This is a genomic window from Paenibacillus polysaccharolyticus (assembly GCF_023714295.1).
In the GTDB taxonomy this organism is placed as follows: Bacteria; Bacillota; Bacilli; order Paenibacillales; family Paenibacillaceae; genus Paenibacillus; species Paenibacillus polysaccharolyticus_A.
The window spans coordinates 1,319,316-1,345,522 of the sequence record NZ_JAMAUN010000001.1; the positions used below are offsets into that span (position 1 = coordinate 1,319,316).

Below are 26,207 nucleotides of genomic sequence, written 5' to 3' on the forward strand. Positions count from 1 at the left end.
TTTGATGAGCCAACAGGTATGTCTAATTAAAATGCGCGCGTTGACATATTTCCTGTTTCTTGGTAATGTTTTATCTAATCCGCATAATGTTTTCTGGGAATGTTACCGAATACGGGCATAACCTGAGCTGGCTTGTGAGACACGCTATCGTGTATACAGGCTGGTTCGGGTTTTTTCTATTTTCCAAGTGGCAGATCTGGAGGGCAGAAAAGGGGCGGATCATGGAGTTACATATTTGAAAGGAGAATACAAATGACAACATTTAAATTTCCTGAAAACTTTCTGTGGGGGGGAGCGATTGCGGCCAATCAGGCAGAGGGAGCATACCTTGAAGGTGGTAAAGGGCTGAGCATCGTTGACCTGTTGCCGACGGGAGAAAACCGTAGAAGCATTATGAAAGGCAACGTTCCAGCGTTTACACCGCTCGCTAGCGAGTTTTACCCATCACATGAAGCGATTGATTTCTATCATAGATATCCGCAAGATATTGCTCTTTTCGCCGAAATGGGGTTCAAAGCATTACGTGTATCAATCGCCTGGGCACGGATTTTCCCGACAGGTGAGGACGCAGAGCCGAATGAAGCGGGTTTGAAATTTTACGATGATCTATTTGATGAACTGTTGAAACATGGCATCCAGCCGGTGGTTACGCTGGCTCACTTCGATGTGCCTGTACATCTGATTGAGAAATATGGTAGCTGGAGAAGCCGCAGATTGGTTGATTTGTTTGAGACCTATGCCAAAACGGTATTTACCCGTTACAAAGATAAAGTGAAATATTGGATGACGTTCAACGAGATCAACATGTTGCTTCATCTTCCTTTCCTTGGTGCCGGACTGGCGTTTACGGAAGGTGACAACATCAAAGAAATTCAATACCAAGCGGCACACCATCAACTCGTTGCAAGTGCGCTTGCCGTTAAAGCTTGTCATAAGATCATCCCTGATGCCATGATTGGCTGCATGCTTGCAGCAGGTAGTTTCTACCCGTATACATGTAATCCCGAAGATGTATTCCAGGGCATGGAGAAAGACAGAGAGTCCTACTTCTTTATCGATGTACAGTCACGCGGGGAGTACCCGGGTTATGCCAAACGTTTCTTCAAGGATCACAACCTGAACATTGTAATGGAGCCGCAGGATGCTGACATTTTGCGAAACCACACGGTAGACTATATTGGATTCAGCTATTATTCAAGTCGGACAACAAGTACTGACCCAGAAGTGAACAAAAATATGACCAGTGGCAACGTGTTCGGTTCCATAGCGAATCCATACTTGGCCAAATCGGAATGGGGATGGACGGTTGATCCCAAAGGTTTCCGCATTACGGCGAATCAGCTACATGACCGTTATCAGAAACCGCTGTTTGTGGTGGAAAATGGCTTTGGTGCACATGATGAGGTGACCCCTGAGGGTGAAGTCGATGACTCGTACCGAATCGATTATTTGAAACGCCATGTAGCTGAGATGGGTGAAGCCATTCAGGATGGCTGCAACATCATTGGCTATACCAGCTGGGGGCCTATCGATATCGTCAGTGCTTCTTCCGGGGAGATGAGAAAACGTTACGGTTACATCTATGTGGATCGTGACAATGAAGGTAAGGGCGAGTTGACTCGGATCAAAAAGAAAAGCTTCGAATGGTATAAAAATGTCATTGCGTCTGGCGGTACGGACCTGGGAGAAAAGTAATCTCAGTATTTTTGAGCCCAGCTGTTTCCAAGCACGGGGAAGTTGCGCGATTCATGTAACTTCCTCGTGTCTGACCGTTGAAAGCGTTGACATATAACGCAGTTCACGCTATACTTGACGCAAATATATCGTTACTGGGATTGTTACTACATCACACGCGTAGGCAAAACCTGAGCACCAAAAAAAGCAGACCGCCACGTCTTGTTTATTTTGTGATGCTCCAGGTTTTTTTTGCATGCCCATAATTGAATATATCTTGGCGACTAGAGAGTGGAACGTGACGGGGGGATTGAAGTGAAAATAGCAAAGGTTATCAACAATAACGTCATTAGCATCTATCAGGCCGACGGGGCAGAGCTTGTGGTGATGGGACGTGGGATTGCCTTTAAGAAGAAGCCGGGAGATAAAGTAGACGAGACCCGCATTCAAAAAGTATTTGCCTTGAAAAACAAACAGACATCCGATAATTTCAAAACGCTTTTGCGTGAAGTTCCGATGGAACTTGTTGAGATTGTGGAGGAAATGATTGCCCATGCGCGTGACAATTTGGGGCGTAAATTGAATGAGAATATCTATGTTTCGCTTACAGATCATATTCATTTTGCCATCGAGCGTTATCATGAGGGAATCGAAATTAAAAATGCTTTGATGTGGGAGATCAAGCAGTTGTACAAGGCCGAGTTTGGGCTGGGACTTCGCATGCTGGAGCAGATCAACAGTAGGATGAATATCGAGCTACCGACAGATGAAGCGGCTTTTATTGCGCTACATATTGTGAATGCGGAAATGAACGAAGAAGTGATTACGACGATGAATATCACGAAGTTTATCCAGCAGATTATTAATATCGCCAAGTATCATTTCAAAATGGAGTTTGATGAGGAGTCTCTCAGTTACTTCCGTTTTATCACACACCTCAAGTTTTTCTCCCAGCGAGTGCTTAGTGGGACGCATTATGACAACAATTATGATCATTTTTACGACATGATTAAGGAGAAACATCCCGAAGCAGCAGCATGTGTGGAGAAAATCGCATTGTTTGTCAAAAAAGAATATGATCATGAACTCACCAATGAGGAAAAGTTATATCTTACGGTACACATCGAACGTGTCGTGAACCGTTAACATTTTAATTATTGACATAAATGGGCATATTATAATATTATGTTTATAACAGGAATTGAATACGATTTAACTGGGATTGTTACTGGTTATGCAGGCAAAACCTAAGTCATGTGTATTTCGGCATTTTATGTCCATTTACGCAAGGCTTAGGTTTTTTGTGTGCAAAAAAATCGGTAGGAGCCTGTTATATAAATTGAATTATCATTTACACATCAACGAAGAGGACAGAAAAAACCTGGAAAAGCGAAGCGTTCGCCTTTATCATCGGATTTTTCCCATTTTAAAAAGAATCAAAAAATCTGAGGATAACAGCGATTGGAAGGTTATTCTGTCATCGGAGTGACCGTGTAAAAGACTTTCAGTTCAATTTTATAGACACAACGTAGGAGGGCAAATTATGAGTCAAGAGAAATTAGCTAGAGAGATTGTTGAACGGGTTGGCGGTGAGAAAAACGTACAATCACTTGTACACTGTGCAACTCGGTTGCGGTTTGTATTGAAGGATGATTCCAAGGCCGACAAAGCAGGTTTGGAGAGAACAGAAGGTGTCATTGCCGTTAAGGAAAACGGTGGACAATTTCAGGTCGTTGTAGGCAACAAAGTTCCTGAAGTTTATCAGGCAATCGGGCAAATAAGCAATATTCTGGACGATTCATCGGGTAAAGAAAAAAGCAGCAAAAAGGTTAAGGGATTAGGCGGTATCATTGACGTCATCTCCAGTATCTTCGCACCGCTCCTTGGTGTAATGGCGGGGGCCGGTATTTTAAAAGGGCTGTTGCTGATTGCCAACAATGTCGGTTGGCTTGAAAAGACAGATACGACCTATATCATTCTGTATGCAGCAGCAGATAGTTTGTTCTACTTCTTGCCTTTGCTGTTAGCGGTTACAACGGCACGTAAGTTCCAAGGAAATGCATTTGTCGCATTGACCATAGCAGGTGCACTGATCTATCCAACGATTATTCAGTTGAAAACGGACGGAACGCCAACGGACTTTTTCGGTATTCCTGTAGTCCTGATGAGTTATGCTTCGACTGTTATTCCAATTATTCTAGCTGTTATTGTGATGAGCAAGCTGGAGAAATTCTTCAACAAGCTTCTTCATGAAAGTCTCAAAAACTTTATTACACCGCTATTTTTGCTTGTTATTATGGTGCCGCTCACACTGCTTGTCTTCGGACCATTCGGTGTATACGTCGGTAACGGCATTGCATCGGCGATGGTGGCTGCATTCGGATTCAGTCCGCTACTTGCCGGAGCGGTAATGGGTGCAAGCTGGCAACTGCTCGTGATCTTTGGTGTACACTGGGGTCTGGTGCCTGTATTTATTAATAACATTGCCGTACACGGTCAGGACGGTGTGAAGCCAGCAGCGACAGCTTCTGTCTTTGCTCAAACGGGTGCAGCATTTGGTGTCATGCTCAAAACAAAAAACAAAAAATTGAAAACACTCGCTGGTTCTTCAACACTTACAGCTCTGTTCGGGATTACAGAACCGGCCATTTACGGTGTAACGTTGCCGCTAAAACGTCCGTTTATTGCAGGGGTTATCGGTGGTGCCGTTGGTGGTGCCATTATCGGTCAGGCAGGTACGCAAGCTTTTGCTTCCGGTGCGCCTGGATTGCTGACTTTGCCAATCTTCTACGGACCGGGTGGCCAAGGTTTTCCAGGCTTGATTATCGGTATCGTGGCATCGTTCATTGTTTCCGCGGTATTAACGTATATCATGGGCTTCAAAGACCCTGTCGATGATGAAGAAACAAAGGCAGAATCCGTACCACCCGCTGTAGCAGCGGCTACACCTAGTAAAAATACTTCTTCGAAATCATCTGCTCAGGCTACAGCTACTTCCGATCAAGAGGTATTAAGCCCGATTGAAGGTAAAATTGTTGATTTGGCCGAGGTTCCAGATCCGGCGTTTGCTTCAGGCGCAATGGGTAAAGGGATTGCAATCGAGCCGTCAACTGGACGGGTTGTTGCTCCTTTTGATGGGACGGTAACCGTCGCTTTTAAAAAGAAACATGCGCTTGCCGTGGTTTCGGATTCAGGTGCGGAGATTCTGGTACATGTGGGTGTGGATACCGTTAAACTTGATGGACAGCATTTTATCTCTTACATCGAGGAAGGCGATAGAGTAAAGGCAGGTGATCTGCTGCTGGAATTCGATATTGAACAAATTAAAGCGGCTGGTTATCATACCGTGACACCAATTATTGTAACGAATTCGGCAGATTATAATGATGTTGTTCCGCAAGCTACTGGACAAGTAAGCAACAAGGATATGCTTTTGAAAATTGTCGGAACAGAAGCAAGTAAAGCCTAAGTCTAGCTTAACGATATACATTTCGATGATTCATTAATGGATGAATTGCAATAATTTATCTTCATATTAAACAAACAACCGCTCAAGAAAAATGTAGCGGTTGTTTGTGATTCGTTCATAATAAATAGTTGGTTATGGAAGGAAGATTGCTGTTAGCTTGCTTTTACTACATTAGAGTGCATATGACCTGTCAGCCGCGAAGGTGGATATACGATGCGAACTGGAGCAATGATAATTGTGGCGAAGATGGCTTTGACCAAATCACCGATAATATAAGGGTAGAAGCCTTGAATCATCGCATCCGATAACGACATACTGAATCGATAAGCCAGCCAAGGAACACCTGTAACATAGTTTAATAAGGATCCAAACAGCTCAATGATAATAAAAGCCATCAAAAATCCTTTATATCCTCGAATTTCAACTTTAGAGAGCAACAAACCCATCAGCAATGCGGCAAACGGCCACATAATTACGTATCCTCCGGTTGGCCCCAGTAGCACACCAAGACCGCCTGTACCATGTAACAGAGGAAAACCAAGCCCCGTAAGCACAACGACAAGAGCTATACTGAGAAAGCCATAGAGTGGCCCAAGCAGTCCACCAGCCAACATCACTGCTAAAGTTTGTAATGTGATGGGTACAGGTGAAAAGCCAAGAGGTATGCTTATGTATCCGAAAATAACGAGGATAGCAGCCATAAGTGCACTAAATACAATGCCTCTCAAAGATAATTTCATGTTTGTACAATCCTTTCGATTTTGATAGAATTATTGTTAACCTGTTATTTTTATTTGGTTGACGATTAGCATGTTATCATATAATTTCAGAATGTGAAAGGACTAATTTCGAAATGCAAGACAAGTTACCTATCATTTCATTGCTAGATGTCCGTGTTCACTACGCTACTGAAGGCGGTGAAGTTAAAAAGGCACTGGACGGTGTCTCGCTTAATCTCAAAGCGGGAGAGTGGTTAAGTATCGTGGGCGCTAATGGCAGTGGGAAAAGCACGTTAGCCGGATTGCTGCTTGGTTTCATTCCCTTATCCGCCGGAGAGCGAAATATGCCTGCAAACCTGACCATTCGCGGTGTGTTACAGCAGCCCGATGCACAGGTGCTGGGAGATACGATTGAAGAAGAATTTCATTTTGCTTTATCGCATTTACATATATCGAGCGGGGAGAAAGCTAGACGTAGACAAGAAACGCTACAGCTTGTGGGACTTCACTATCCGCTGGATATGGTGATTGCCCGTTTGTCCGGTGGACAGAAACAGTTACTTAACATTGCTACAGCCCTTGCGGCCAAGCCGGATGTACTGATTATGGATGAACCTGCAGCGATGCTTGATCCTGATGCGAGAGACCGCATAGAACGTATTGTGCAGTCCGTCACCAGCAACGGTACGGCAGTAATCTGGATTACTCACCACCTAGAAGAAGCGACCTTATGTGATCGGATTATGGCTATGAGTAAGGGGAAATGTGTCTATGACGGCATGCCGGAGACTTTTTTCTATCCAGAGGTCACAGCTATGGAGGCATCATCAGATACGAAGCCGTATGAAAGGTTTCATTCTCCTTGTGAAGAGGTCGGGCTGGAACCGCCTTTCACAGTGAAGACATGCCTGATCTTGAAACAGCGGGGAAGACTGAAGGGTGTTAACCCCCTCCGGCCTGAGCAGCTTGTGAAGGAGGCTGCGCGTTGGTGATTGCACTTAATAATATATACGTGCGAGTTCATGACGAAACGAAACGAACCTTACTTGATCATATTTCGGTAACAATGAACCGTGGTGAGATCACACTACTTCTGGGCTGCACTGGCTCTGGAAAGACAACGCTACTGCAGACGATAGCTGGTCTTAAGCAACCGGATTCCGGGGACATTACGCTTGCAGGAGAGCCGATGTGGCATGACGGCAAGGTACCTAAGTCCGTTTTGTTTCAGATGGGACTTGTGTTCCAGTTTCCAGAGCAACAATTGTTTGCCCGAAATATTAAGCGAGAGCTGTTATATTCCCTTCGCCCTTATCGTTTGAGTGAAGTTGAGCAAGAACAGCGGATCGAAGCAACCTTGGCACACTGGGACCCCCATAGAGGAGATGATGTAGAGCGACGTTTTCACTTGGACAGGTCGCCCTTTGCACTTAGTGGTGGAGAAAAGCGCAGATTAGGACTTGCACTTGGTTATGTGACCCAGCCAGACTGGCTTTTGTTAGATGAACCTAGCGCAGGGCTTGAGGCACAGAGTATCAAGTTGCTGCTTGATTCATTGCATGAGCATCGTGTGGAAGGCGGAGGAGCGGTCATTGCGACGCACGACCTGGATACATTCCTGCCGCATGCAGATCGTGTACTTTTATTAAGGGAAGGGCGCTTGGAAGCAGACATGACGCCGCTGGAACTGTATCAGCATCCGGAGATATTAGTGCAAGCGGGAATCGGTCTGCCTCCATCCATGCGACTAGCGGCGCAACTGAGGGAGGCAGGGATACCGATTAGTTCTCAAGCGATGACTCCGGAAGAAATGGCGGAATCCATTTTAAGATCCGAAATGGAGATGACGGATACTTTTCTCAACGCAGAGAGTGACCATGACACTGTTGCGATGACACAAGACACATATACAAGGACATCTGGAACGGTTATTTCCATAGCAGATGGGCGTGGATCTGCTGTTTCTGCCGTAACAGATTCATTGTTGAGCGGTAACGAAAGAACAGTCCCTTCTTCCAGTTCTTCCAGTTCATTCAGTTCTTCCGGTCGTCTGAAAAGCACACTGGACCCGCGTCTGAAATGGATTTTGTATATGTTGCTCGTTACAGCGGCGATGCTTCAGCATCATTGGGGGGGACTAACGTTAACTCTGATTCCTGTGGCTGGTGCTTTGGCTATCTTGCCTCGACAAATGCTGATGGGATGTATCAAGTTGATGAAACCACTTGTGTTGTTTTTTGTTCTATCTACAGCACTATCGGGAAGTACCTTAGCCACAGGAGATAACGGGATTCAACTGGGATTTTCCTTGACTCAGGCCGAGGGAACATTACTTAATCTCTACCGCTTGTTTATCGTAACCCTTGCAAGTCTGTGGTTCTCACTTACGACGCCATATGGACGCATGGTTGAAGGACTGAACTGGGTGCTGGCTTACGGCAGAAAAATCAAGCTGCCTGTAGCTTCGTTTGCACTGGCTGTATCCTTGGTTTTCAGATTTATTCCAATGATTTGGAGTGAGTGGCAACGGTTCTCACTGATCGTAAGGGCACGCGGAAAAGCGGCTTTGAAGCCAAATACGGTTCGGGTACGAGATTTAGGACCTATGGTTATTCCTCTGATCATGGCGTTGTTCCAGCGCGCTGAGGATATGACGATTGCGATGGAGATGCGCAAGGTGAGAGAAAACGGCGCGCTTGGCGCTCGTTCCTCACTTCTGTCCTGGAGCAGGCGGGATACCTGGATCAGTATCCTTGGACTGCTTGTGTTTGTTGTGCTGGTATCGTTGCGCCATTGGTAAGTGGCGTAGATGAAGGTGCTGATTTCGCTTGTCGTATCAACACCAGAAACGCAGTGTTTTCCATTGAAAATGCATAAAAACTTCACGTTTCGCTCACCTTATAGGTGCGTTGATCATCTCAAGACGATCAGGAGGGACGAGTGATGGAAGAGAAGTTTTTGCAGGAAGATAGAAGAGAATACACAGACGTGTCCACTGTAGAGTCGCAGCGGAATGACATTACGCTTGAAGAATTTCCGGAAGGTCCTTACGGTTCAACCTTGCTGTCTGAGTCGCTTGGGAAGAGCTCTCCGTGGCGAGCAGATCAGAGAACTGCACACCGTTTTGACTATGAGAACCATGAGTTGCACGAGGGTGAAGTGCGGGATTATCCGGGTCAAGATGTCTTTGACGAAACGGTGCCAGATGATGTGCACGAACCTCAATACCCGGGTAAAATGTAATAACGTTTTTTGTCCAATTGAAATCCATATACGCAGCCTTCGGCGTGAACGGTTCGTGCGAGGGCTGTTTTTCATTCTGTCTTATTACATCCAATTCAAGCTAATTTAAAAAATGTGTTTACTTCCGTACTGGAATTTTGATATTATAATCGCAATATCAAATGCAACGACGAGACGAGTAGATAAAAATTATTCTTTCATCAGAGAGCTCCGGTAGCTGAAAAGGAGCAAAGAACCTTTTATCGAATAAAGACTCTGAGCAGCACATCGGAATCGGCTTACGCTGAAGGATGGTGTGACAGGCGCTCCTGTTATAGAGCTAGAGTATAAACGGATGAAGACAGCATCTAAATTAGTTGAACTTTTATTTTACACATAAACGGAGAGGGCAGAAAAAAACTGGAGAAGCGAAAGCGTTCGCCTTTATCACCGGATTTTCCCTTAACTAAAAGGGAATCAAGAAATCTGGGGATAACAGCGATTGGAAGGTTATTCTGTCATCGGAGTGTTCGTGTAAATAATTACTTTAACTTATATAGGGGCGGGGTCATCCTTCACATACTTGAAGAGGTGAATATGGCGACATATTTGCGAATCTGGGTGGTACCACGAGTGTTCAATCTCGTCCCTGAGACTTTTGTCTTGGGGATGGGATTTTTTGGTTTTTTCGGAGCTGGGATTACACGCTTTGGATGGACCTGAATAGTGTGAATGATAGGGTAATCAAGTTTCAAATATCCCATGTACGATGACAGTAACAGATGTTCTAACTTAAATCGAAAGGAAATGATGATTCCATGTCAGCAAAATTAAAAGTCGGTATTGTCGGAGGAACAGGAATGGTAGGTCAACGTTTCGTAGACCTGCTGGATCAACATCCGTGGTTTGAAGTAACAGCGATTTCAGCAAGTGCCAACTCGGCAGGCAAAACGTATGAAGAGTCTGTAAAAGGAAGATGGAAACTAGCGGTTCCAATCCCTGAGCCTGTGAAAAACATTGTGGTGCAAGATGCATCTCAGGTTGAAGCTTTTGCAAGCCAGGTTGATTTTATTTTCTGTGCCGTGGATATGAAAAAGAATGAAATTCAGGCGCTGGAAGAGGCTTATGCCAAAACAGGTACACCTGTCGTGTCCAACAACTCCGCACACCGCTGGACAGCAGACGTGCCTATGGTTATTCCTGAGATTAACCCAGGTCACTTGGCAGTTATTGAAGCTCAGAAAAAACGTCTGGGTACAACGACAGGTTTTATCGCTGTAAAACCAAACTGTTCTATCCAAAGCTATGTGCCGGCTCTACATGCATTGCGTGAGTTTAACCCGACACAGGTTGTAGCTTCCACATATCAAGCGATTTCGGGAGCAGGCAAAAACTTTACGGACTGGCCTGAAATGCTAGATAACGTGATTCCTTACATTGGTGGCGAGGAAGAAAAAAGTGAGCAGGAGCCACTGCGTATCTGGGGAAATGTAGAGAATAATCAGATCGTTAAAGCATCTGCACCTTTGATTACAACACAATGTATTCGTGTGCCGGTAACAGACGGACACTTGGCAACGGTTTTTGTGAACTTTGAGAAAAAACCGAGCAAAGATGAAATTCTGGAGCGTTGGTCTCAGTTTAAAGGTCGTCCTCAAGAGCTGGCTCTGCCAAGCGCGCCGAAGCAGTTCATTACGTATTTTGAGGAAGAGAACAGACCGCAGACTCAGCTGGATCGCGATATCGAGCGTGGCATGGGCGTTTCTACAGGCCGTTTGCGTGAAGACTCACTCTATGACTATAAATTTGTTGGATTGTCCCACAACACACTGCGCGGAGCAGCTGGTGGAGCCGTACTGATTGCTGAACTGCTCAAAGCAGAGGGATATATTCAACCGAAATAAGCGATTTTTTTATATAATGTGAAAAGGCTCTTGAATCTGTCATTTCCAAGTGACAGTTCAGGAGCCTTTTTTATTCCATTTTCTGCAAGTAAAATCGATATCAAGCTGCTGAGGTTTTATCCGAGTTGCGCAATAGCTGAGAACGTCTGCCGAGCAAGTACCCAGAAAGGGACGCGAGCATCTGCTGAAATACCATCCCAAGCACGACAGGAACAGCAACGGGCGGCGGAAAATAAGTAACTGCAAGAACGGCACCAGCGCTAATGTTACGCATTCCTCCGTTAAAAACAAGAGCCACTTGATCCGCTTCATTCCAACCTAGCCATCTCGCAATGAAATAACTGAGTGCATAGCCGAAGGATGCCAGAAAAACGATAATTACCGCCAGCCCAGCCAAACGCCAGTTGAAGTCAGCCAGATAGGGTGCGACAACCGAGCCATTAATGGCAACGACCGAAGCCATAAACAATTTGGATAATGGATTAAGCCGAGGCCCCCATACAGGAACGATCCCACCTTTAGTCCATTCATTCAGGAGCATACCCAGCAGTGAAGGGAAAACAATCATCCAGAATAGGCTGCTCATCATCGCTGCTGTATCCAGTGTGACGCTTGTGCCAACAAGCAGGGATAACACGCCGGGCACAACAAACGGAGCCAGCAAGGTATCAATCAGAATAATCGAAAGCGTAAGCGCAATATTCCCCCTGTAGATGCTTACCCATATAAAACTGCTAATGCCTGTCGGGATAACTGCAGCGAGAACAAGTCCTGTGATAGTATAAGCATCGGTTGGAAACACAAGATGACCCATGCCCAGCGCAATAAGAGGCATGGCCAAATGCAAGATCAGAAGGCAAACAAACAAGGGAAAAGGCTTTTTCAAGACATTTACAAAGTCTCGTACGCTCAGACTAATACTGCCCGCGAACGTCATGAAGGCAAATAGCCAAGGCGACAAATACGTGTAAGAAGATAAAAAACTGCCGCATAAAACACCAATGATAATACTAGCGGGGGTAATCAGTGGCATGATGCGGTTCAAGCGTTGATTCAAGGCCTGAAGCATAATGTCGACATCCCTTTATTGTGTGATTCTCCTATTATACATCGGAATGTCCGGCTATGCAGGCTGATTTGCAATGTAGCTTTGTGAACAAGTATCATGAAGTAAGGTACCATCATTCTGAGATGAAGAAAGGAAGATAATCATGCGAAGGCGAAAAAGAAGACACAGGACGATGATCACAGCCATTGTGGCCTCCAGTATGTTGATGCTATCCGCTTGTTCAATTGTAGAGCAAGCCAATCAAAGTTTGAGTTATGTAAGCGGTGCTACGGATTATATTAATCAGGTATCGAGTGCTGGAACCGAGTTACAACAACTTGCAACGGATGCCATCAACAACCCAGATGTAACGGGTCAGATTCAAGAGAAGATTGATCTGATTCAAGCAGAAGCCGCAGAATTTTCGGAGATGAGTGCGCCTGCTATTGGAGAAAACATTCATGAGAATCTGGTTAGTTATAATAATCAGCTGACAGAGGTAATGAACCAATTCGAAACATCCATTGCGGAGCAAGGGATTACCGCAGAGAATTGGGAAAAAACAGGTATTCCGGAATTGATCAACAACATCAACAGCTTGAAGGAACCACTGAGTGGATTACAAACGGAATAATCGGTTTAATTCAAATATAAGAATAATCTTTCCTTCTCCTTAAGGAGCATTCGAACAGGAAAGTTACAGAAGACGGGCGATCTGGAAGGGTTACTCGTCTTTTTTGCATATTTATTTTGAAGAAAGAAAAACTATATGGATCACGACAAAGATCCAAAATGCTGGCCGTGTATCAATCAGGAATACTATGATGGTGATTGTTTGTTTGTTGGATAACATGCGGTCTATCGTAATCCCATCGTATGATCGACCCATTTGACAAATGAATGATAGACTAGTATGGTTATTATATAAAAATTTATTTAGTAACTAACATTAATTTAGTAAATTGAAACCAATTTTAATTAGCAAAGGAGATCTATGTTATGTCCGAACATACGGGAAAAGTCATTGTTATCACAGGTGGAGCAAGCGGAATTGGAAAACAAACAGCACTGCAACTATCTGCACAGGGAGCAACAATCGTTGTCGCGGATTTTAACGAAGAAGGAGCCAAACAGGTTGCGACCGAGATTGAAGCAACCGGTGGCAAAGCCGGAGCTTATAAAGTAGATGTATCCAAAGGTGATGAGATTAAAGCTTTGATTGACTGGACTGTCGAAAAGTATGGAACATTCAACGGAATTTTCAACAACGCTGGGATCGGTCTTGTAAAGCCGTTTCTGGAGATGGACCCGGAATCCTATCACAAAGTTATTGATGTAGACCAACACAGCGTCTACTACGGTATGTATTATGGTGCGAAGAAAATGGTTGAATTAAACGTGCAAGGCACGATTGTTAATACAGCTTCGATCTATGGAAGCGTGGCAGCAGTAGGCAGCTTCAACTACAATGCGGCGAAAGCAGCAGTAGTGATGATGTCCAAATCGGGTGCGCTTGAACTGGCCGAGCATGGAATTCGCGTGTTGGGTGTGGCACCTGGATTCATCGAAACTCCGATTCTGGGAAATGACCAAGCCATGAAGGATGCGTTGGCCACTCAACATATGCGCGGAGAGTTGATCCAGCCGGAAAAAGTAGCGAGTGTGGTGACCTTCCTGTTCAGTGATGCCGCGAGTGCAATGAACGGTACAACAGTGGCAGTTGATGATGGCTTCCTGAGTTTCAAAACGAAATAACGGGTTATCTAACTCTAAATCATATTGCATTTAAAATGAACCAAAGGCACAGGATGTAATCATCCTGTGCCTTTTCATGTTCACTCTTGTAATAAATTCATCATACAATAGTGTCGAATCATCCCGAAATTTAGGAGTTCATGATACAATATAAGGGCTGCTCGTTTTATCCATTTGTGGTGTCGTACACAATACGGACTCCGAGTGAGCCATAACTTTCTTCTTTATAGTGACAATGAGTGCAGGTTTTGACTGAGCATAATTCATCATGATGTGTTTGTAATTTTTCGTTACAGCGAGGACATGTATTCACAAAAAGTGTCTTCAACACATTCAACATGCTTAATCACTCATTTCTGATTAAATTACTTGGTTTTAAAGTATTATACCCGAATCCAAGTGTTCTGTATATGTTTTTTGGAATCAAAAATTTTTATCTTTTTTTGATTTCGTATCTTCGTATTATGTTCATGAAAGGAAGCGTATAACCGATGGATCTTTTGTTGTTCTTCATCATGTTTATACTGGGTCTAATCGGTTCATTTTTCTCCGGATTGCTTGGCATTGGTGGGGCGATCATCAATTTCCCTCTCCTGCTGTATGTGCCGGAAATGGCAGGGCTCGAACCGTTCACGGCTCATCAGGTGTCAGCCATCAGCATGTTTCAAGTGTTCTTTGCTTCGCTTGCGGGCGTAGTTGCATTTCGCAGAAAAGCAAAAGCAGGCAAAACTAGCGGCGCTGTGATCGATTCCAAACTGGTACTGTACATGGGAAGCAGTATTCTGGTGGGCAGTTTAATTGGTGGTTTTATCTCAGGCATGCTGGCTGAACGTATGATTCATCTGGTTTATGGCATTCTGGCGATCATAGCGATCGTTTTAATGCTCATACCGAGCAAGGGGCGGCTGGATCTGGACCAACCGTTAACGTTTAATAAAATGATTGCTTCAAGTACTTCGCTTGCTGTGGGGATCGTTTCAGGAATTGTCGGGGCTGGAGGTGCATTCGTACTCATCCCTGTTATGTTGACTGTTCTGAAGATTCCGGTTCGGACAACGATTGCCTCATCCCTTGCGATTGTTTTCATCTCTGCAATAGGAGGGGTTATTGGGAAGTTATCTGCGGGAGACATTCCGGTGGAGCCGATTATTTACACGGTGCTGGGAAGTTTGATTGGTGCTTCGATTGGTTCGAGAGTAAGTTCAATGGTTAATGTGCGGCTACTTCGATATGGGTTGCTTCTTCTGATCGCGATTACTGCGGTTAAAGTATGGTCTTCGATATTCTAATTTAACGCTCTTATCTCTCAGACATTAGCGATTTCGTAACCAAACGGCCGAAGTGCCGTATATAGGATATGAACATGAGCGGACCATGTTTAACTTTAACTGAAGTTGAGGGATCGACCGATGAACAACGTACTTATGAATCAGACGAAAGCCGAGGCTAATGCGGATGAAGCTTATCGTCACGCAGAGCAGAAAGCATCTCAGTATTTTGTGACACTCTCTCAGCAACTGCTGAATAATACTCATATAGATACACTTACGAAAGATTTTAGAATTTGGCAAAAAAAACATATCCATCGTTGGAGCTGGTTATCCTGGTTCGCTGGCAAAAGAAAACCGGATGCCGCTGATATTCAGAAATATATGCATTGGCTCAATGCGACAGGCAAGATCGATGATTATCTGGATCGCAGCATCTCATATATCTACATGCGCGATCTGGGGCAGGCGCTGGATAACCCGAAAACAAAAGACAAGATTCAGCGTATCGCTAAGGATACCCAAGCATATTTTATGCGTGTCGCAAGTGAACAACAACGTCAGGCTGACTACATAAGCCCGGCAGCATTATATCGGTGGGGACAGCGAGAACAGATTGAAGAGGCAGTCATCTGGGTGATGGACAAATTAAAACATGTTGCAGCAAACATCCCACCAGAACTCGATGCGGCACAGGCTCAACGTAAACTGATCAAGATTATTCTGGGTGTCGTGCTTCACGTCGATGATGAGCTTACAGGGGACACGCCGCGGGAGGAACGGATCGCAAAGCTTGATGCAGCCATCAGGCTGGGTTATTCCTACGGTTTAACATACCCTTTTGTGGATGATCTTCTCGATTCTCAGGCGCTGACTACACAGGAAAAGGAACAGTATTCGGCGATGATACAACAAGCTCTGCTTACCGGCATTGTGCCTGATCTTGGAGAATGGAAGGGACCTCAGCTTGAAGTGATTCGGTATGTACACTCCGAGCTTCGAGAGGCCTTTGAATATATTCGGAACTATCAGCATGAGGAGATGCGGCACACTTTTTTTGAACAGTCTTATGTGTTCTTTCAATCTCAGGAGATCGATCGTGGCAAGAAATTATCGAATGCGCATTATACGAATGAAGAGCTGTACATTCCGATCATTATCAAGTCGGCGTCGTCGCGATTGATTGTTCGTTCTGTTCTGAGCGCACCGGAAGATGAAGGGTTTGATCTGCGCACCTTCCATTACGGGATTTATAATCAGCTAGCGGATGATTTTGCGGATATGTTCGATGATATGCAGGACGAGGCAGTGACACCTTACACGTATTATTTGAAATATCGTGACCTGCGTCCGGATTTGATTAACCCGTATGAGCTGTACTGGGCAGTCATCTCGTTTCTAATTCATGATGTCTACCATTCCATTGACAAGGCGAGGGAAGTTATCCTGGATCGTGCGATTAACGGGCTGAAGCGTTGCAGAGAGCGGCTCGGTCAGGCGAAGTATGACGAGGTCATGACGATCTTTGCTTCAGGCCAACCTGGACTTAATCAAGTAGTACAACAAATGGTGCGAAAAGCAGATGACGTGGACTTTCTGGATAAATTGTTACGGGATCAGGTTGTTTCGCAGCTGAGTAATGATAAACAAGAGAAAGAGTCGTTCCAGCAGACGATTCGAAAAGTACGTGAGCAGATCAATGTAGAACTGCAGATCAACAAAGCTGCTGAAGAGCTCGAAATGAAGGGGAAGCTGATGGACGCGGCTAACTACAGTCTGCAAGGGGATGGCAAACGTCTGCGTCCGATCCTGACTTGGGTCATGGGTGTTCAGGAGTACGGGCTTAGCGAGTCGGCAATCATGCCGTTGTTACGCTCCATGGAATATATGCATACCGCTTCACTCATCTTTGATGATCTGCCCACACAGGATAATGCCGAGGTAAGGCGTGGACGTTCGACGCTTCATCAGTTGCATAATAGCGCGACGGCAGAACTCACAGGTCTATTCCTGATTCAGCGAGCGATTCGTGAGCAGTCTTCTTTGAACCGATTTGATGCGCAAACGGTGCTGAAGCTGATTCAATATTCGGCTATAAAAGCAGAAGATATGTGTATGGGTCAGGCGATGGATCTTGATTCGAAAGGGAAGCTGCTCTCGCTGGAGGAGCTAAACACGATTTGTTTTTACAAAACAGGCATTGCCTTTGAGGCGGCGCTGGTTATGCCAGCGATTTTGGCAGAAGTAAAGGAAGAAGAAATTGACGCGCTAAAAGCGTTTGCGTATCATGCAGGCATTGCTTTTCAGATCAGGGACGACTTGCTGGACTATGGAGGAGATCAACAAACCCTTGGCAAACCTGCTGGTCAGGATGAGCGAAATAACAATTCAACCTTTGTATCCATTCTGGGAGAGACAGGTGCTCAAAAAGCGATGTGGGAGCATTACTGTCTTGCTACGGATGCATTACGTCAGATGCCTAAACCGATTCCATTTTTAAAACATCTGCTGGATTATCTCGTCGGCCGTGAACGGTAAGTCTAATATTGAGGCTTTAACGGATTTACCGAACTTATAACTGTTATTCGATGTATACTCAATAAAACCCTCACCCGTATTTTAACGGGGCTGAGGGTTATTTTATTACGCATTTTTGATCCATAGCTTCGAGATATCCAGGAATCCAAACTCTGAAGTTTGCATGCCGTAGAAACTCTGGTGCAATTCCGCTTTTTTGTTCATATGACATCCGTACAACATCCAGCCATTTTCCCGCAGTAATTCTTCAGCCTGCTCCAGAAGATCGCTACGCTCGGAGTGAGGAAGCTGTGGAAAGGGATCCAGCAGGGAATCCAATATGGATTGAAGCTCGGGAGTCATGTACTCATGGAGCGTATTGCTTTGGTTTTTGAAAAAGTGAATCATGCCATACTGCCAGTCGTCCTCCAGTATTTCTTCTCTGAGAATCAAAGGTGCATCTGAGGTCTTCACGACATCCAGATAATCGTCAAAAGGCTTCAGGTCAATCCGTAATCCAATTTGGCGTGCGCGTTGTTGTATCCACTCCGCCACATCGGAATCTTTGTTCTTCTTATAAGATAACAAGAAGGATTCCCCTTGATAACCCGATTGTTCAAGCAATGCTTTAGCATCGACGAGTGATGTGGCTTCCCAGCTCTGTGCAGCGCTTTTCCAAGGGAGGAAACTGCTGGCGGGTGTAATTCGATTTTCACCCAAATCGTTCACCAGGTTGACCGGATCATAGACGATGCGCATGGCCTGACGGAAAGGCAGTGTATGATGGCAACCCGGGACATTGAAGTTGAAAAGCATATACTGACATCCCAGTGCAGGATAGTCAATATAATGAGGTCGCTCATGACTGCTTCCAGGCAGACTAAGCCGGTCAGTACCAGACATATCATAATAACCGTCGCTTGAAGCCGGCTCAGGGAGAAACCAGATGTGGATCTGATCGAGATGAGGACGGAAACCAAAATAAGCATCAAATGCCTTCAGTTTGATCACATCTTCGGTCATCTCGGTGATCTGAAACGGGCCTGTACCGACCAAAGTCTGGTTCGAGTCATAATCCGCGGGCAGTACCGTCATCCGAATACAACTGAACAGATGCAGAAAAAAACGGTTCGCCCGATGCAATATAAACCTGATGCAATAATCGCCGTTCACTTCTGTTCGCTTAATATCGCGGTACAGCCACAAAGACGAACAATTTGTATCAAACAAACGCATCAATGAAGCCTGAACATCATGAGATGTCATCACACGTCCGTCATGGAAACGAACCCCTTTTCGCAAATAGAATACCCATTCTTTATGGTCTTTGTTAGATTCCCATGTATGTGCAAGTGCGGGTAAGAAGGTATCGGTGTGGGCGTTATAAGTAATCAGTGTGTTGCATATTTGGCCAAGAAGATAGGTTTCAAAAGCCGTATAAACCGAAGCCGGGTCCAGATCACCCAGTTGACGTGATCTCAACATGCGAAGTGTATCCTGGCCAGAGGCGGTTTCGGTGTAACTGCGAAATCCCATCTGGTCATGAAGAGTAAGCATCAGTTTTTCCCGCATCAAGTCATCGATTTGCACACTTCCAATCAACTCGATGGCTTCTTTCAGTTTGCCTTTGAATAACAGTTCAGTAAAGTTGGATTCTAAAGCATCATTCAGACTTCGCAGTAGTGTAAGCTCCGAATGATGGCCTCGTCCACGTCCAGGTTTCCAATGGATAAAATGCTGATCTTCCAGCTTTCGTAGAATGAATTTTACATTGCGTGGAGTGCAACAGAGGATGGAGGACAGATTCTCAATCGTTACGGGTACAGGTTCATGGATCTTAATCGAGAGCATATCAGAGCCAGCAAGTCTTAAAAAGTGAGTGTATATCGTATCCATGTGTATAGATCCTCCATAAAGGTGAAAAGTGAGAATGAAACATTACACTTTTACTTCCCCCTTTTATCTTTACAATTATACCTATGAGGATGACAGAATTCATCCATTTTCGTAGCAACAGGATAGATAGAGAACGCAGCAAGATAGGAGAATGAAAGATGAAGCATATTTTGAAGCAAATTCACCCGCTGGCCTGGACCATTATTATTGGAACGATGTTCGGGCGCCTCGTAACGTCGATGAGTATTCCGTTTCTGTCCATCTATCTGACACGTGTGCTTGAAGCCACGCCGACCCAGACGGGAATCACGGTTGCGGTAAGCTCGCTGGCGGGAGTGCTCGTCAGCTTTTACGGGGGATATATCTCTGATCGAATCGGTCGCAAAATCGTTATGCTCGTCTCGGTATTTAGTTGGGCCGCTGTATTTTTCATTTTTGCGGCAGCTGAACATCTATGGGTGTTCTTTGTTGCAAACACGTTAAACGGTTTGTGCCGGGCTGTGTTTGAGCCAACCTCAAGAGCGTTGTTATCCGATATAACTTCACCGCAGAACAAACTGCTAGTGTTTAATCTGAGATATGCAGCGATTAACTTGGGGGTTGTGTTCGGGCCAATTATCGGATTTCAGCTGGGATCATCGGAATCGACGTTTCCTTTTGTGATCTCGGGGCTCGTTTATATTGCGTATGGTCTGATTCTGGGCCTTCAATTTAAACTGCATCACGCCAATTTGCCCGGACGTCTAGAGGTTATTGCACCTCGTCTGCGCGAAGCCCTCATGACCACCGGACGGGATCGGGTATTCTTGCCTGTGCTAATTGGGACGACGTTTTGTGTGTTAGGTTATGGCCACTTCAGCTCTACGTTAGCTCAGTATCTGGCGAGAAGTCCAATCTTTGAAAATGGAAGTCAGATGTTCTCGTATATGCTTTCACTCAACGCGATCACCGTGCTCATCATTCAGTATCCACTCGTTCGTACTTTCCGGAATGCACCGCCGCTTGTACCGCTTATTTTGGGGAATCTGCTCGTTGCCGCAAGTCTGTTGTTATTTGGTCTAGCCGAAGGGATTGTACTGATGATGATCAGTGTCATCTTGTTTACAGTAGGGGAAGTACTACTCTTTACCATGATGGATATGCTTATCGACCGAATTGCAAAGCCTGAATGGAAAGGAACGTATTTTGGTACAATCGGTTTCAACAATATTGGAAATGTTGCGGCTCCGGTCATTGGTGGGTTGCTGTTAAGCCAGTTTGGTGCGGGAAATGGACTAGCCGTCTTTATTCCCATTGCTATAACGACTGCACTCGGTGTTCCTTTTCTACTAGTAGCACATAAACGACTTGTCAGCAGAGAAAAGCAAACACCTGAATCTGTACAAATTGGACTCTAACAGATGAAGTAAATAACAATTAAGTTAATAATTATGTTGACGTATAAAGAATGAGCGAATACAATAAACAACAAATATGTGGAACGGGTGGGATAAACCATGATGGATCAGCCAGCGCAGGTGCTTCAACCAATAATTGAATATGCATGAGCATAGTGACATTATCCAGGTAGAGTATTGACCATGTTTGGACAGTCCAGCTTACTGCAATCCTGTCTGGACGCTCATTCATACTGCGATGTTAGAGAAGAAGCTGAAATGTCACATTTTCTGGCTGGCTTTTCGATCCAATCAAGCTATAGATGAACTTCGTTCATCTATGGCTTTTTTTCATTCCACCAGACGGTTCACATGGAAAGGAGCATGAGTAAGAGTAAAAGTGAAAGGAAAAAAGCAAGAACTGAAATCGATTCCAAGTTGTTACTTATGTTCGATCTATATCCATAAGAAAGGAAGAATAAACTATGGTTAATGCATGCAAACAATGTGTTTCTTCGGGAGGCCTCGCTGATTACAATACGCTCATACATGATTCGTCATAGCGAAGGTAATCAAAAGTGTAGTTGGAAGATTCAACATTCAAATGATAATTATGCGCGCGACAAAGTATAAATCCGAGTGAAATTTTTAATTAAAGGGGTGGGGCTGGTGCCCAAAACAGAAAAACGCTCCATGTCATGGCTGCTACGATATTTAAAGCCGGTGAAAGGCAAGCTGGCCGTGTTGCTGATCATGTTGTTAACGTCAACAGGGCTGCAGCTTCTCAATCCACAGATTATTCAACGTTTCATTGATACGGCTGCAAGCGGCGGGATTCTGGGTGATCTGGTACAGCTTGCCGGGCTTTTCCTGCTCATTGCCGTAAGCAATCAATTGATCACGATCGCGGTCAGTTATTTAGGAAACGATGTAGCCTGGCGGGCAACCAACCGAATGCGTGGAGATTTACTGAAACATTGCCTGAGGCTGGATATGCGTTTTCATAACGTCAAAACACCTGGAGAGATGATTGAACGCGTGGATGGCGATGTAACGAGCATTTCGAACTTCTTCGCCATGTTTATCGTACAGGTCATCGGCAGTTTTGTTCTGCTCGCAGGTATTCTGGGATTCATGTTTACGATTAATGTGCCAATCGCACTGGTTATGACCGTATTTACGTTATTATCTATTCTGTTCATGGTCATTATTCGCAATCTTGGAGTGGAGTCTTCCAAAAATGAGCGCGCCGCCAGTGCTTCCTTATTCAGCTTGATTGAGGAACGAATTGCCGGTATTGAGGACGTGCAGGCGAATGGACACGTACCATATGTGATGAACCGATTCTTTCGTACGATGCGCACCGTTTTCCTCAAAGGCCGGAAGGCATGGATGCTCAGGGTTATCCCTTGGAACACCACGGTGGTCATGTTTATTGTATCCGTTACGGTCGTTTTGCTTCTGGGTGTGCACTACTATATCGAAGGTGCAATCAGCATTGGAACCTTGTTTTTGATCTATCAATACAGCCAGATGTTGAATGAACCTATCGAGTTGCTTGGCGATCAGGTACAGGAGTTTCAAAAGGCAAAATCAGGCATGCTTCGTTCACGCGAATTGTTGTCTTTACGAAGCGAGATTGAGGACGGAAGCGAAGAGAGGTTACCTGATGGCCCGCTTGGACTGGAGTTTAATCAGGTGTATTTCAGTTACAATGAGGATAAACCTGTGCTTCAGGATATCACCTTTGCGGTGAAACCGGGAGAACGGCTAGGCATCATCGGTCGAACGGGAAGTGGAAAATCAAGTCTGAGCCGTGTTCTTCTACGTCTGTACAATCTGGATCAGGGCACGATTCGTATCGGTGGAACGGATATTACGAAGTTATCCATGCAGGCTCTGTATCGCAGAGTGGGGATGGTGACACAGGATGTGCAGTTGTTTGATGGTACGCTACGTGACAATCTGACTTTGTTTAATTCAGAAGTATCGGATGCCATGATTAAGCAAACAACAGAGCGACTGGGGTTACATCACTGGATTGATACACAGCCGGAAGGCTTCGATACACATCTAACTGCAGGAGGTGCTTCATTATCCGCAGGGGAAGCGCAGCTCTTCGCTTTGACCCGTGTATTTCTAACGGAGCCGAGTCTGGTCATACTGGATGAGCCTTCTTCACGGCTTGATGCAGCGACCGAGAATTTACTTCAATCTGCTATTGATGAATTAATGAAACGATCAACAGGTATCATTATTGCGCATAGATTAGCCACGCTGGAGAAGGTGGATAAGATTATGGTTCTTGGTGGAGGCAAGCTGCTGGAATTCGGATCAAGAGTGGAGCTTGCGAATAATCCGTCCTCCCATTATGCACGACTTCTGGTCACGGGCCAAGAGGAGGAACTGGCATGAATGTAACAGGATTTATAGGGCGCTTGTTTCGCTTTAAGCCTTATTTGTTTCTTATTAACGGTTTGTTATGGTGTATCTTTCATTCGCTTCCCCTAGCAATGGGGCTTGGGATGCAGTGGTTCTTTGACCGGACATCAACAGGAAGGGCTGACTATATGTGGCTTGCTGTACCGCTCATTGTTATCGCGTTGTTCCGCTTGACCCGTGTAGGCACGTTCTTTGTCGCTTTCCATGCTTGGGTGACCTATATGTATCATATTCAGGCCATTTTGCGGACGAATATGCTGGCTGGCATTATGCGCTGGCCGGGACGGAATCTTCCTGCATCTCCGGGTGAAGCGATGAGTCGTTTCCGGGATGATGTCGATGAAGTGGTTGAATATATCGAATCCTGGGTGGATTTTTGGGGTCGATTGGTTTTTGCAGTGGTATCCATTGCGATCATGACCAACATTAACTGGAAGATTACACTTGTTGCTGTTTTACCGCTTTTGGTGGTAACGCTTCTGAATAACCTCTCAGGTAATCGTGCAAGAAAGTATGCACAGGTTAATCGTGAAGCGACAGGTCGTATTACCAGTTTTATTGCCGAGACGTTTGGGGCTGTGCAGGCACTGAAGCTGGGTCAGGCAGAAGAGCATGTCTCCACACGGTTCAACCGGCTGAATGAAGAACGACGTCAGGCTGCCTTAAGAGACAATCTGTTCAAGCAATGGATGAAGTCACTTAATCAGCATGTACTAAGTATATGTACCGGGCTTATTTTGTTGATGTGTGCTGCGGAAATGAAGGCAGGTAACTTTACGGTGGGTGATTTTGCCTTATTTACGAGTTATCTCGTTAATATCGGGTTCAGCATTTCACTTTTCGGATACATGGTATTCCAGCATAAAAGACTCAAAGTGTCTTATGATCGGATGCGAACACTTTTTCGTCCAGGTGAAGAGGATCGGATTATGGAGAAACGGGAAATCTATCTTAATGAAGAGCCGCCAGAGCCAGTAAACGAAGCAAGAAATCCGAAGGAGAAATTGCGTGAACTTGAAGTGAATGGTCTTAGCTATCGCTATGAGCAATCCTCAAACGGTATACAAGACATCAACTTCAAGCTGAAACAGGGACAATTTCTTGTCATTACAGGACGCATCGGTTCTGGTAAATCCACACTGGTTCGTACACTGCTTGGACTTCTGCCCAAGCAACAGGGTGAAATTCTCTGGAATGGAGAGCACGTAGATCCGGCAACATTTCTTATGCCACCTAGAGCTGCATATACGCCTCAAGTTCCAAGGCTGTTCAGTGACACGCTCAGAGAAAATATCGTTCAAGGTAAACAGGGAAATGTAGATCAAGCGCTGGAAAAAGCCATTCGACTGGCTGTTTTGGATAAAGACATCAGACAATTGGATCAAGGATTGGAAACACCTGTAGGACCAAGAGGTGTCATGTTATCCGGAGGTCAGATTCAGCGATCAGCAACAGCGCGAATGCTGATGACCGAGGCAGATCTGTTTATCTTTGATGATCTGTCCAGTGCGCTTGATGTGGAAACAGAGCAACTGGTATGGGACGGACTCTTTAAAGAGAGAGATGTCACATGTATTGCCGTATCTCACCGCAAGGCCGCTCTTACCAAGGCAGATCACATTATCGTTATGAAAGATGGTCGTATTGAAGCTGAAGGAAACCTGGCCGATTTACTTGAAAGCAATGAAGAAATGCAGTTGCTATGGCAGGGAGAACAGGTGCCAGTGAAGGCAGGATAGTATAGGTTTTAACGAAACGGATAGAGCAGCAATTTGATAATTCAGATGTTATAAAAAAATGACAAAAAACCGTACAGATCATGCCTGAATGCAGGCGTAGGATCTGTACGGTTTCTTCACTTTTAATAAAGCCCGGTAGAAATGGCTATTGTCTAATTTTCTTTAAGCAATCAAGGAATACGCAATGATAACCAAGAAAATGATAGTGATATGGTTAATGGAAAAAATAAACATACGCTGTGACCATTTTTTGGTTTCTTTCTTGTCAAACGTAGCCACACTAAGAATAAGCCAAGCCAGACTTACCAGAAAAGCCACGATGGCAACAAACGGGCTCATTGGCCAGAACAGGAAGCTGGAAAGCAACAGCAATACCAGATAAACGTTTGTTTGTACATAAGTACGTCCAATCCCTTTTACCACAGGTAACATCGGAACGCCTGCAGCCTTGTATTCATCGAAGCGACGAATAGCGATACCGTAGAAATGGGGCATTTGCCATAGTAACATCGTTACGACCAGTGCCCAGATTTCAAAGTGTCCAAGTTCCGGAGAGATGGCTGCCCATCCAATCAGCGGAGGAACAGCACCTGACAGACTACCTACCTCAGTGTTGTAGATTGTTGTGCGTTTGGTCCACATGGTGTATGGGATAACATACAGGAACAATCCAAGAAGGCCAAAAACAGCGGCCGATGGAGATGCGATGTACAGCATAATCGCACCAATCAACGTAATCGAAAACCCTAGAATCAGACCAGACTTGGTATCGACCCGCCCTGTAACGGTAGGACGTTTCTTCGTACGCTCCATAATCGCATCAATGTCCCGGTCATACAGATTGTTGAACACCCCAGCTGCTCCGATGATTAATGAAGAACCGAGAAATGATAGTAAAATCGGAACAATATTAGCAACGATAGAAGCATCAAATACATATAAAGCTAAACTTAAACCTGCAAACATGGCGATCAAGTTGGACTTGATGATTCCAATTTTGATCGTATCTAAAAATACTTTTGGAATCGAGCTGTACTCCAGGCTGATATTGGCTTGTGATTCATTATTTAATGTTTTCAAATACTCACTTCCTATTGTTTGTACTTAATATAATATGTGTCCATTATATCATTCAATTCGCGTTGTGATTTATATTACATTCTAGTATTTATAATAAT

The 26,207-nt window shown here is 44.8% G+C and carries 18 protein-coding genes; 14 read left to right on the forward strand and 4 right to left on the reverse strand.

Features of this window, described 5'->3' with window-relative positions; all coding sequences use genetic code 11:
* Window positions 1–252: 252 nt before the first annotated feature.
* The 3 genes from M3629_RS06260 to M3629_RS06270 all read left to right on the forward strand — a co-directional run bounded on the left by M3629_RS06260 (window position 253) and on the right by M3629_RS06270 (window position 5,143).
* Window positions 253–1,695, forward strand: a complete 1,443-nt coding sequence (locus tag M3629_RS06260) for a 6-phospho-beta-glucosidase (RefSeq protein WP_251503333.1) — start codon at window positions 253–255, stop codon at window positions 1,693–1,695.
* Between the two features lie 294 nt (window positions 1,696–1,989).
* Window positions 1,990–2,820: a BglG family transcription antiterminator LicT gene (gene licT / locus M3629_RS06265; RefSeq protein ID WP_251503334.1), complete on the forward strand. Its 831-nt coding sequence runs from the start codon at window positions 1,990–1,992 to the stop codon at window positions 2,818–2,820.
* Between the two features lie 397 nt (window positions 2,821–3,217).
* Complete coding sequence (locus tag M3629_RS06270) at window positions 3,218–5,143, forward strand: beta-glucoside-specific PTS transporter subunit IIABC (RefSeq protein WP_251503335.1); 1,926 nt, start codon at window positions 3,218–3,220, stop codon at window positions 5,141–5,143.
* Window positions 5,144–5,295: 152 nt separating this feature from the next.
* Here the strand turns inward: M3629_RS06270 and M3629_RS06275 are convergent, their stop codons facing one another.
* Window positions 5,296–5,883, reverse strand: a complete 588-nt coding sequence (locus M3629_RS06275; protein WP_251503336.1) for a biotin transporter BioY — start codon at window positions 5,881–5,883, stop codon at window positions 5,296–5,298.
* A gap of 113 nt (window positions 5,884–5,996) precedes the next feature.
* Here M3629_RS06275 and M3629_RS06280 point away from each other — a divergent pair, with 113 nt between their 5' ends.
* The 4 genes from M3629_RS06280 (at window position 5,997) to asd (ending at window position 10,988) form a co-directional block, all read left to right on the forward strand.
* The gene (locus tag M3629_RS06280) at window positions 5,997–6,854 is read left to right on the forward strand and encodes an energy-coupling factor ABC transporter ATP-binding protein (protein WP_251503337.1); all 858 of its coding nucleotides are present in this window, start codon (window positions 5,997–5,999) and stop codon (window positions 6,852–6,854) included.
* Window positions 6,851–8,662, forward strand: coding sequence for an ATP-binding cassette domain-containing protein (locus M3629_RS06285; RefSeq protein WP_251503338.1), 1,812 nt, complete (start codon window positions 6,851–6,853; stop codon window positions 8,660–8,662). The genes M3629_RS06280 and M3629_RS06285 overlap by 4 nt, the downstream gene beginning before the upstream one ends.
* Before the next feature lie 143 nt (window positions 8,663–8,805).
* Window positions 8,806–9,105: a hypothetical protein gene (locus M3629_RS06290; protein WP_154889385.1), complete on the forward strand. Its 300-nt coding sequence runs from the start codon at window positions 8,806–8,808 to the stop codon at window positions 9,103–9,105.
* Window positions 9,106–9,902: 797 nt separating this feature from the next.
* Complete coding sequence (asd, locus tag M3629_RS06295; RefSeq protein WP_251503339.1) at window positions 9,903–10,988, forward strand: aspartate-semialdehyde dehydrogenase; 1,086 nt, start codon at window positions 9,903–9,905, stop codon at window positions 10,986–10,988.
* A 100-nt stretch (window positions 10,989–11,088) separates the two neighbouring features.
* On the opposite strand, the gene M3629_RS06300 is transcribed toward asd, so the two are convergent.
* A complete protein-coding gene (locus M3629_RS06300) occupies window positions 11,089–12,057 on the reverse strand; it encodes a bile acid:sodium symporter family protein (protein ID WP_090924034.1) in 969 nt (322 codons plus the stop codon).
* 172 nt (window positions 12,058–12,229) lie between these two features.
* Between M3629_RS06300 and M3629_RS06305 the strand changes: the two genes are divergently transcribed.
* From M3629_RS06305 to M3629_RS06320, 4 genes are all read left to right on the forward strand, one after another.
* The gene (locus M3629_RS06305) at window positions 12,230–12,670 is read left to right on the forward strand and encodes a DUF6376 family protein (RefSeq protein ID WP_090924035.1); all 441 of its coding nucleotides are present in this window, start codon (window positions 12,230–12,232) and stop codon (window positions 12,668–12,670) included.
* Window positions 12,671–13,035: 365 nt separating this feature from the next.
* Window positions 13,036–13,791 (forward strand): SDR family NAD(P)-dependent oxidoreductase, encoded by a 756-nt coding sequence (locus M3629_RS06310; protein WP_251503340.1) that lies wholly within the window; start codon window positions 13,036–13,038, stop codon window positions 13,789–13,791.
* Window positions 13,792–14,282: 491 nt separating this feature from the next.
* Window positions 14,283–15,080, forward strand: a complete 798-nt coding sequence (locus M3629_RS06315) for a sulfite exporter TauE/SafE family protein (RefSeq protein ID WP_154889379.1) — start codon at window positions 14,283–14,285, stop codon at window positions 15,078–15,080.
* 120 nt (window positions 15,081–15,200) lie between these two features.
* Complete coding sequence (locus M3629_RS06320; RefSeq protein ID WP_435368182.1) at window positions 15,201–17,597, forward strand: polyprenyl synthetase family protein; 2,397 nt, start codon at window positions 15,201–15,203, stop codon at window positions 17,595–17,597.
* A 105-nt stretch (window positions 17,598–17,702) separates the two neighbouring features.
* On the opposite strand, the gene M3629_RS06325 is transcribed toward M3629_RS06320, so the two are convergent.
* The gene (locus M3629_RS06325; protein ID WP_251503341.1) at window positions 17,703–19,472 is read right to left on the reverse strand and encodes an ABC transporter substrate-binding protein; all 1,770 of its coding nucleotides are present in this window, start codon (window positions 19,470–19,472) and stop codon (window positions 17,703–17,705) included.
* Between the two features lie 158 nt (window positions 19,473–19,630).
* Between M3629_RS06325 and M3629_RS06330 the strand changes: the two genes are divergently transcribed.
* From M3629_RS06330 to M3629_RS06340, 3 genes are all read left to right on the forward strand, one after another.
* Complete coding sequence (locus M3629_RS06330) at window positions 19,631–20,869, forward strand: MDR family MFS transporter (RefSeq protein ID WP_251503342.1); 1,239 nt, start codon at window positions 19,631–19,633, stop codon at window positions 20,867–20,869.
* A gap of 648 nt (window positions 20,870–21,517) precedes the next feature.
* Window positions 21,518–23,263 carry an ABC transporter ATP-binding protein gene (locus M3629_RS06335; protein ID WP_251503343.1) on the forward strand — a complete coding sequence of 582 codons (1,746 nt, stop codon included), beginning with the start codon at window positions 21,518–21,520 and terminating at the stop codon, window positions 23,261–23,263.
* On the forward strand, window positions 23,260–25,029 hold the full coding sequence (locus tag M3629_RS06340; RefSeq protein WP_251503344.1) for an ABC transporter ATP-binding protein: 1,770 nt from the start codon (window positions 23,260–23,262) through the stop codon (window positions 25,027–25,029). Before M3629_RS06335 ends, M3629_RS06340 begins: the two co-directional genes overlap by 4 nt.
* Before the next feature lie 162 nt (window positions 25,030–25,191).
* Here M3629_RS06340 and cyoE read toward each other — a convergent pair whose 3' ends face one another.
* On the reverse strand, window positions 25,192–26,109 hold the full coding sequence (gene cyoE / locus M3629_RS06345; RefSeq protein ID WP_251503345.1) for a heme o synthase: 918 nt from the start codon (window positions 26,107–26,109) through the stop codon (window positions 25,192–25,194).
* Between the last annotated feature and the right edge of the window lie 98 nt (window positions 26,110–26,207).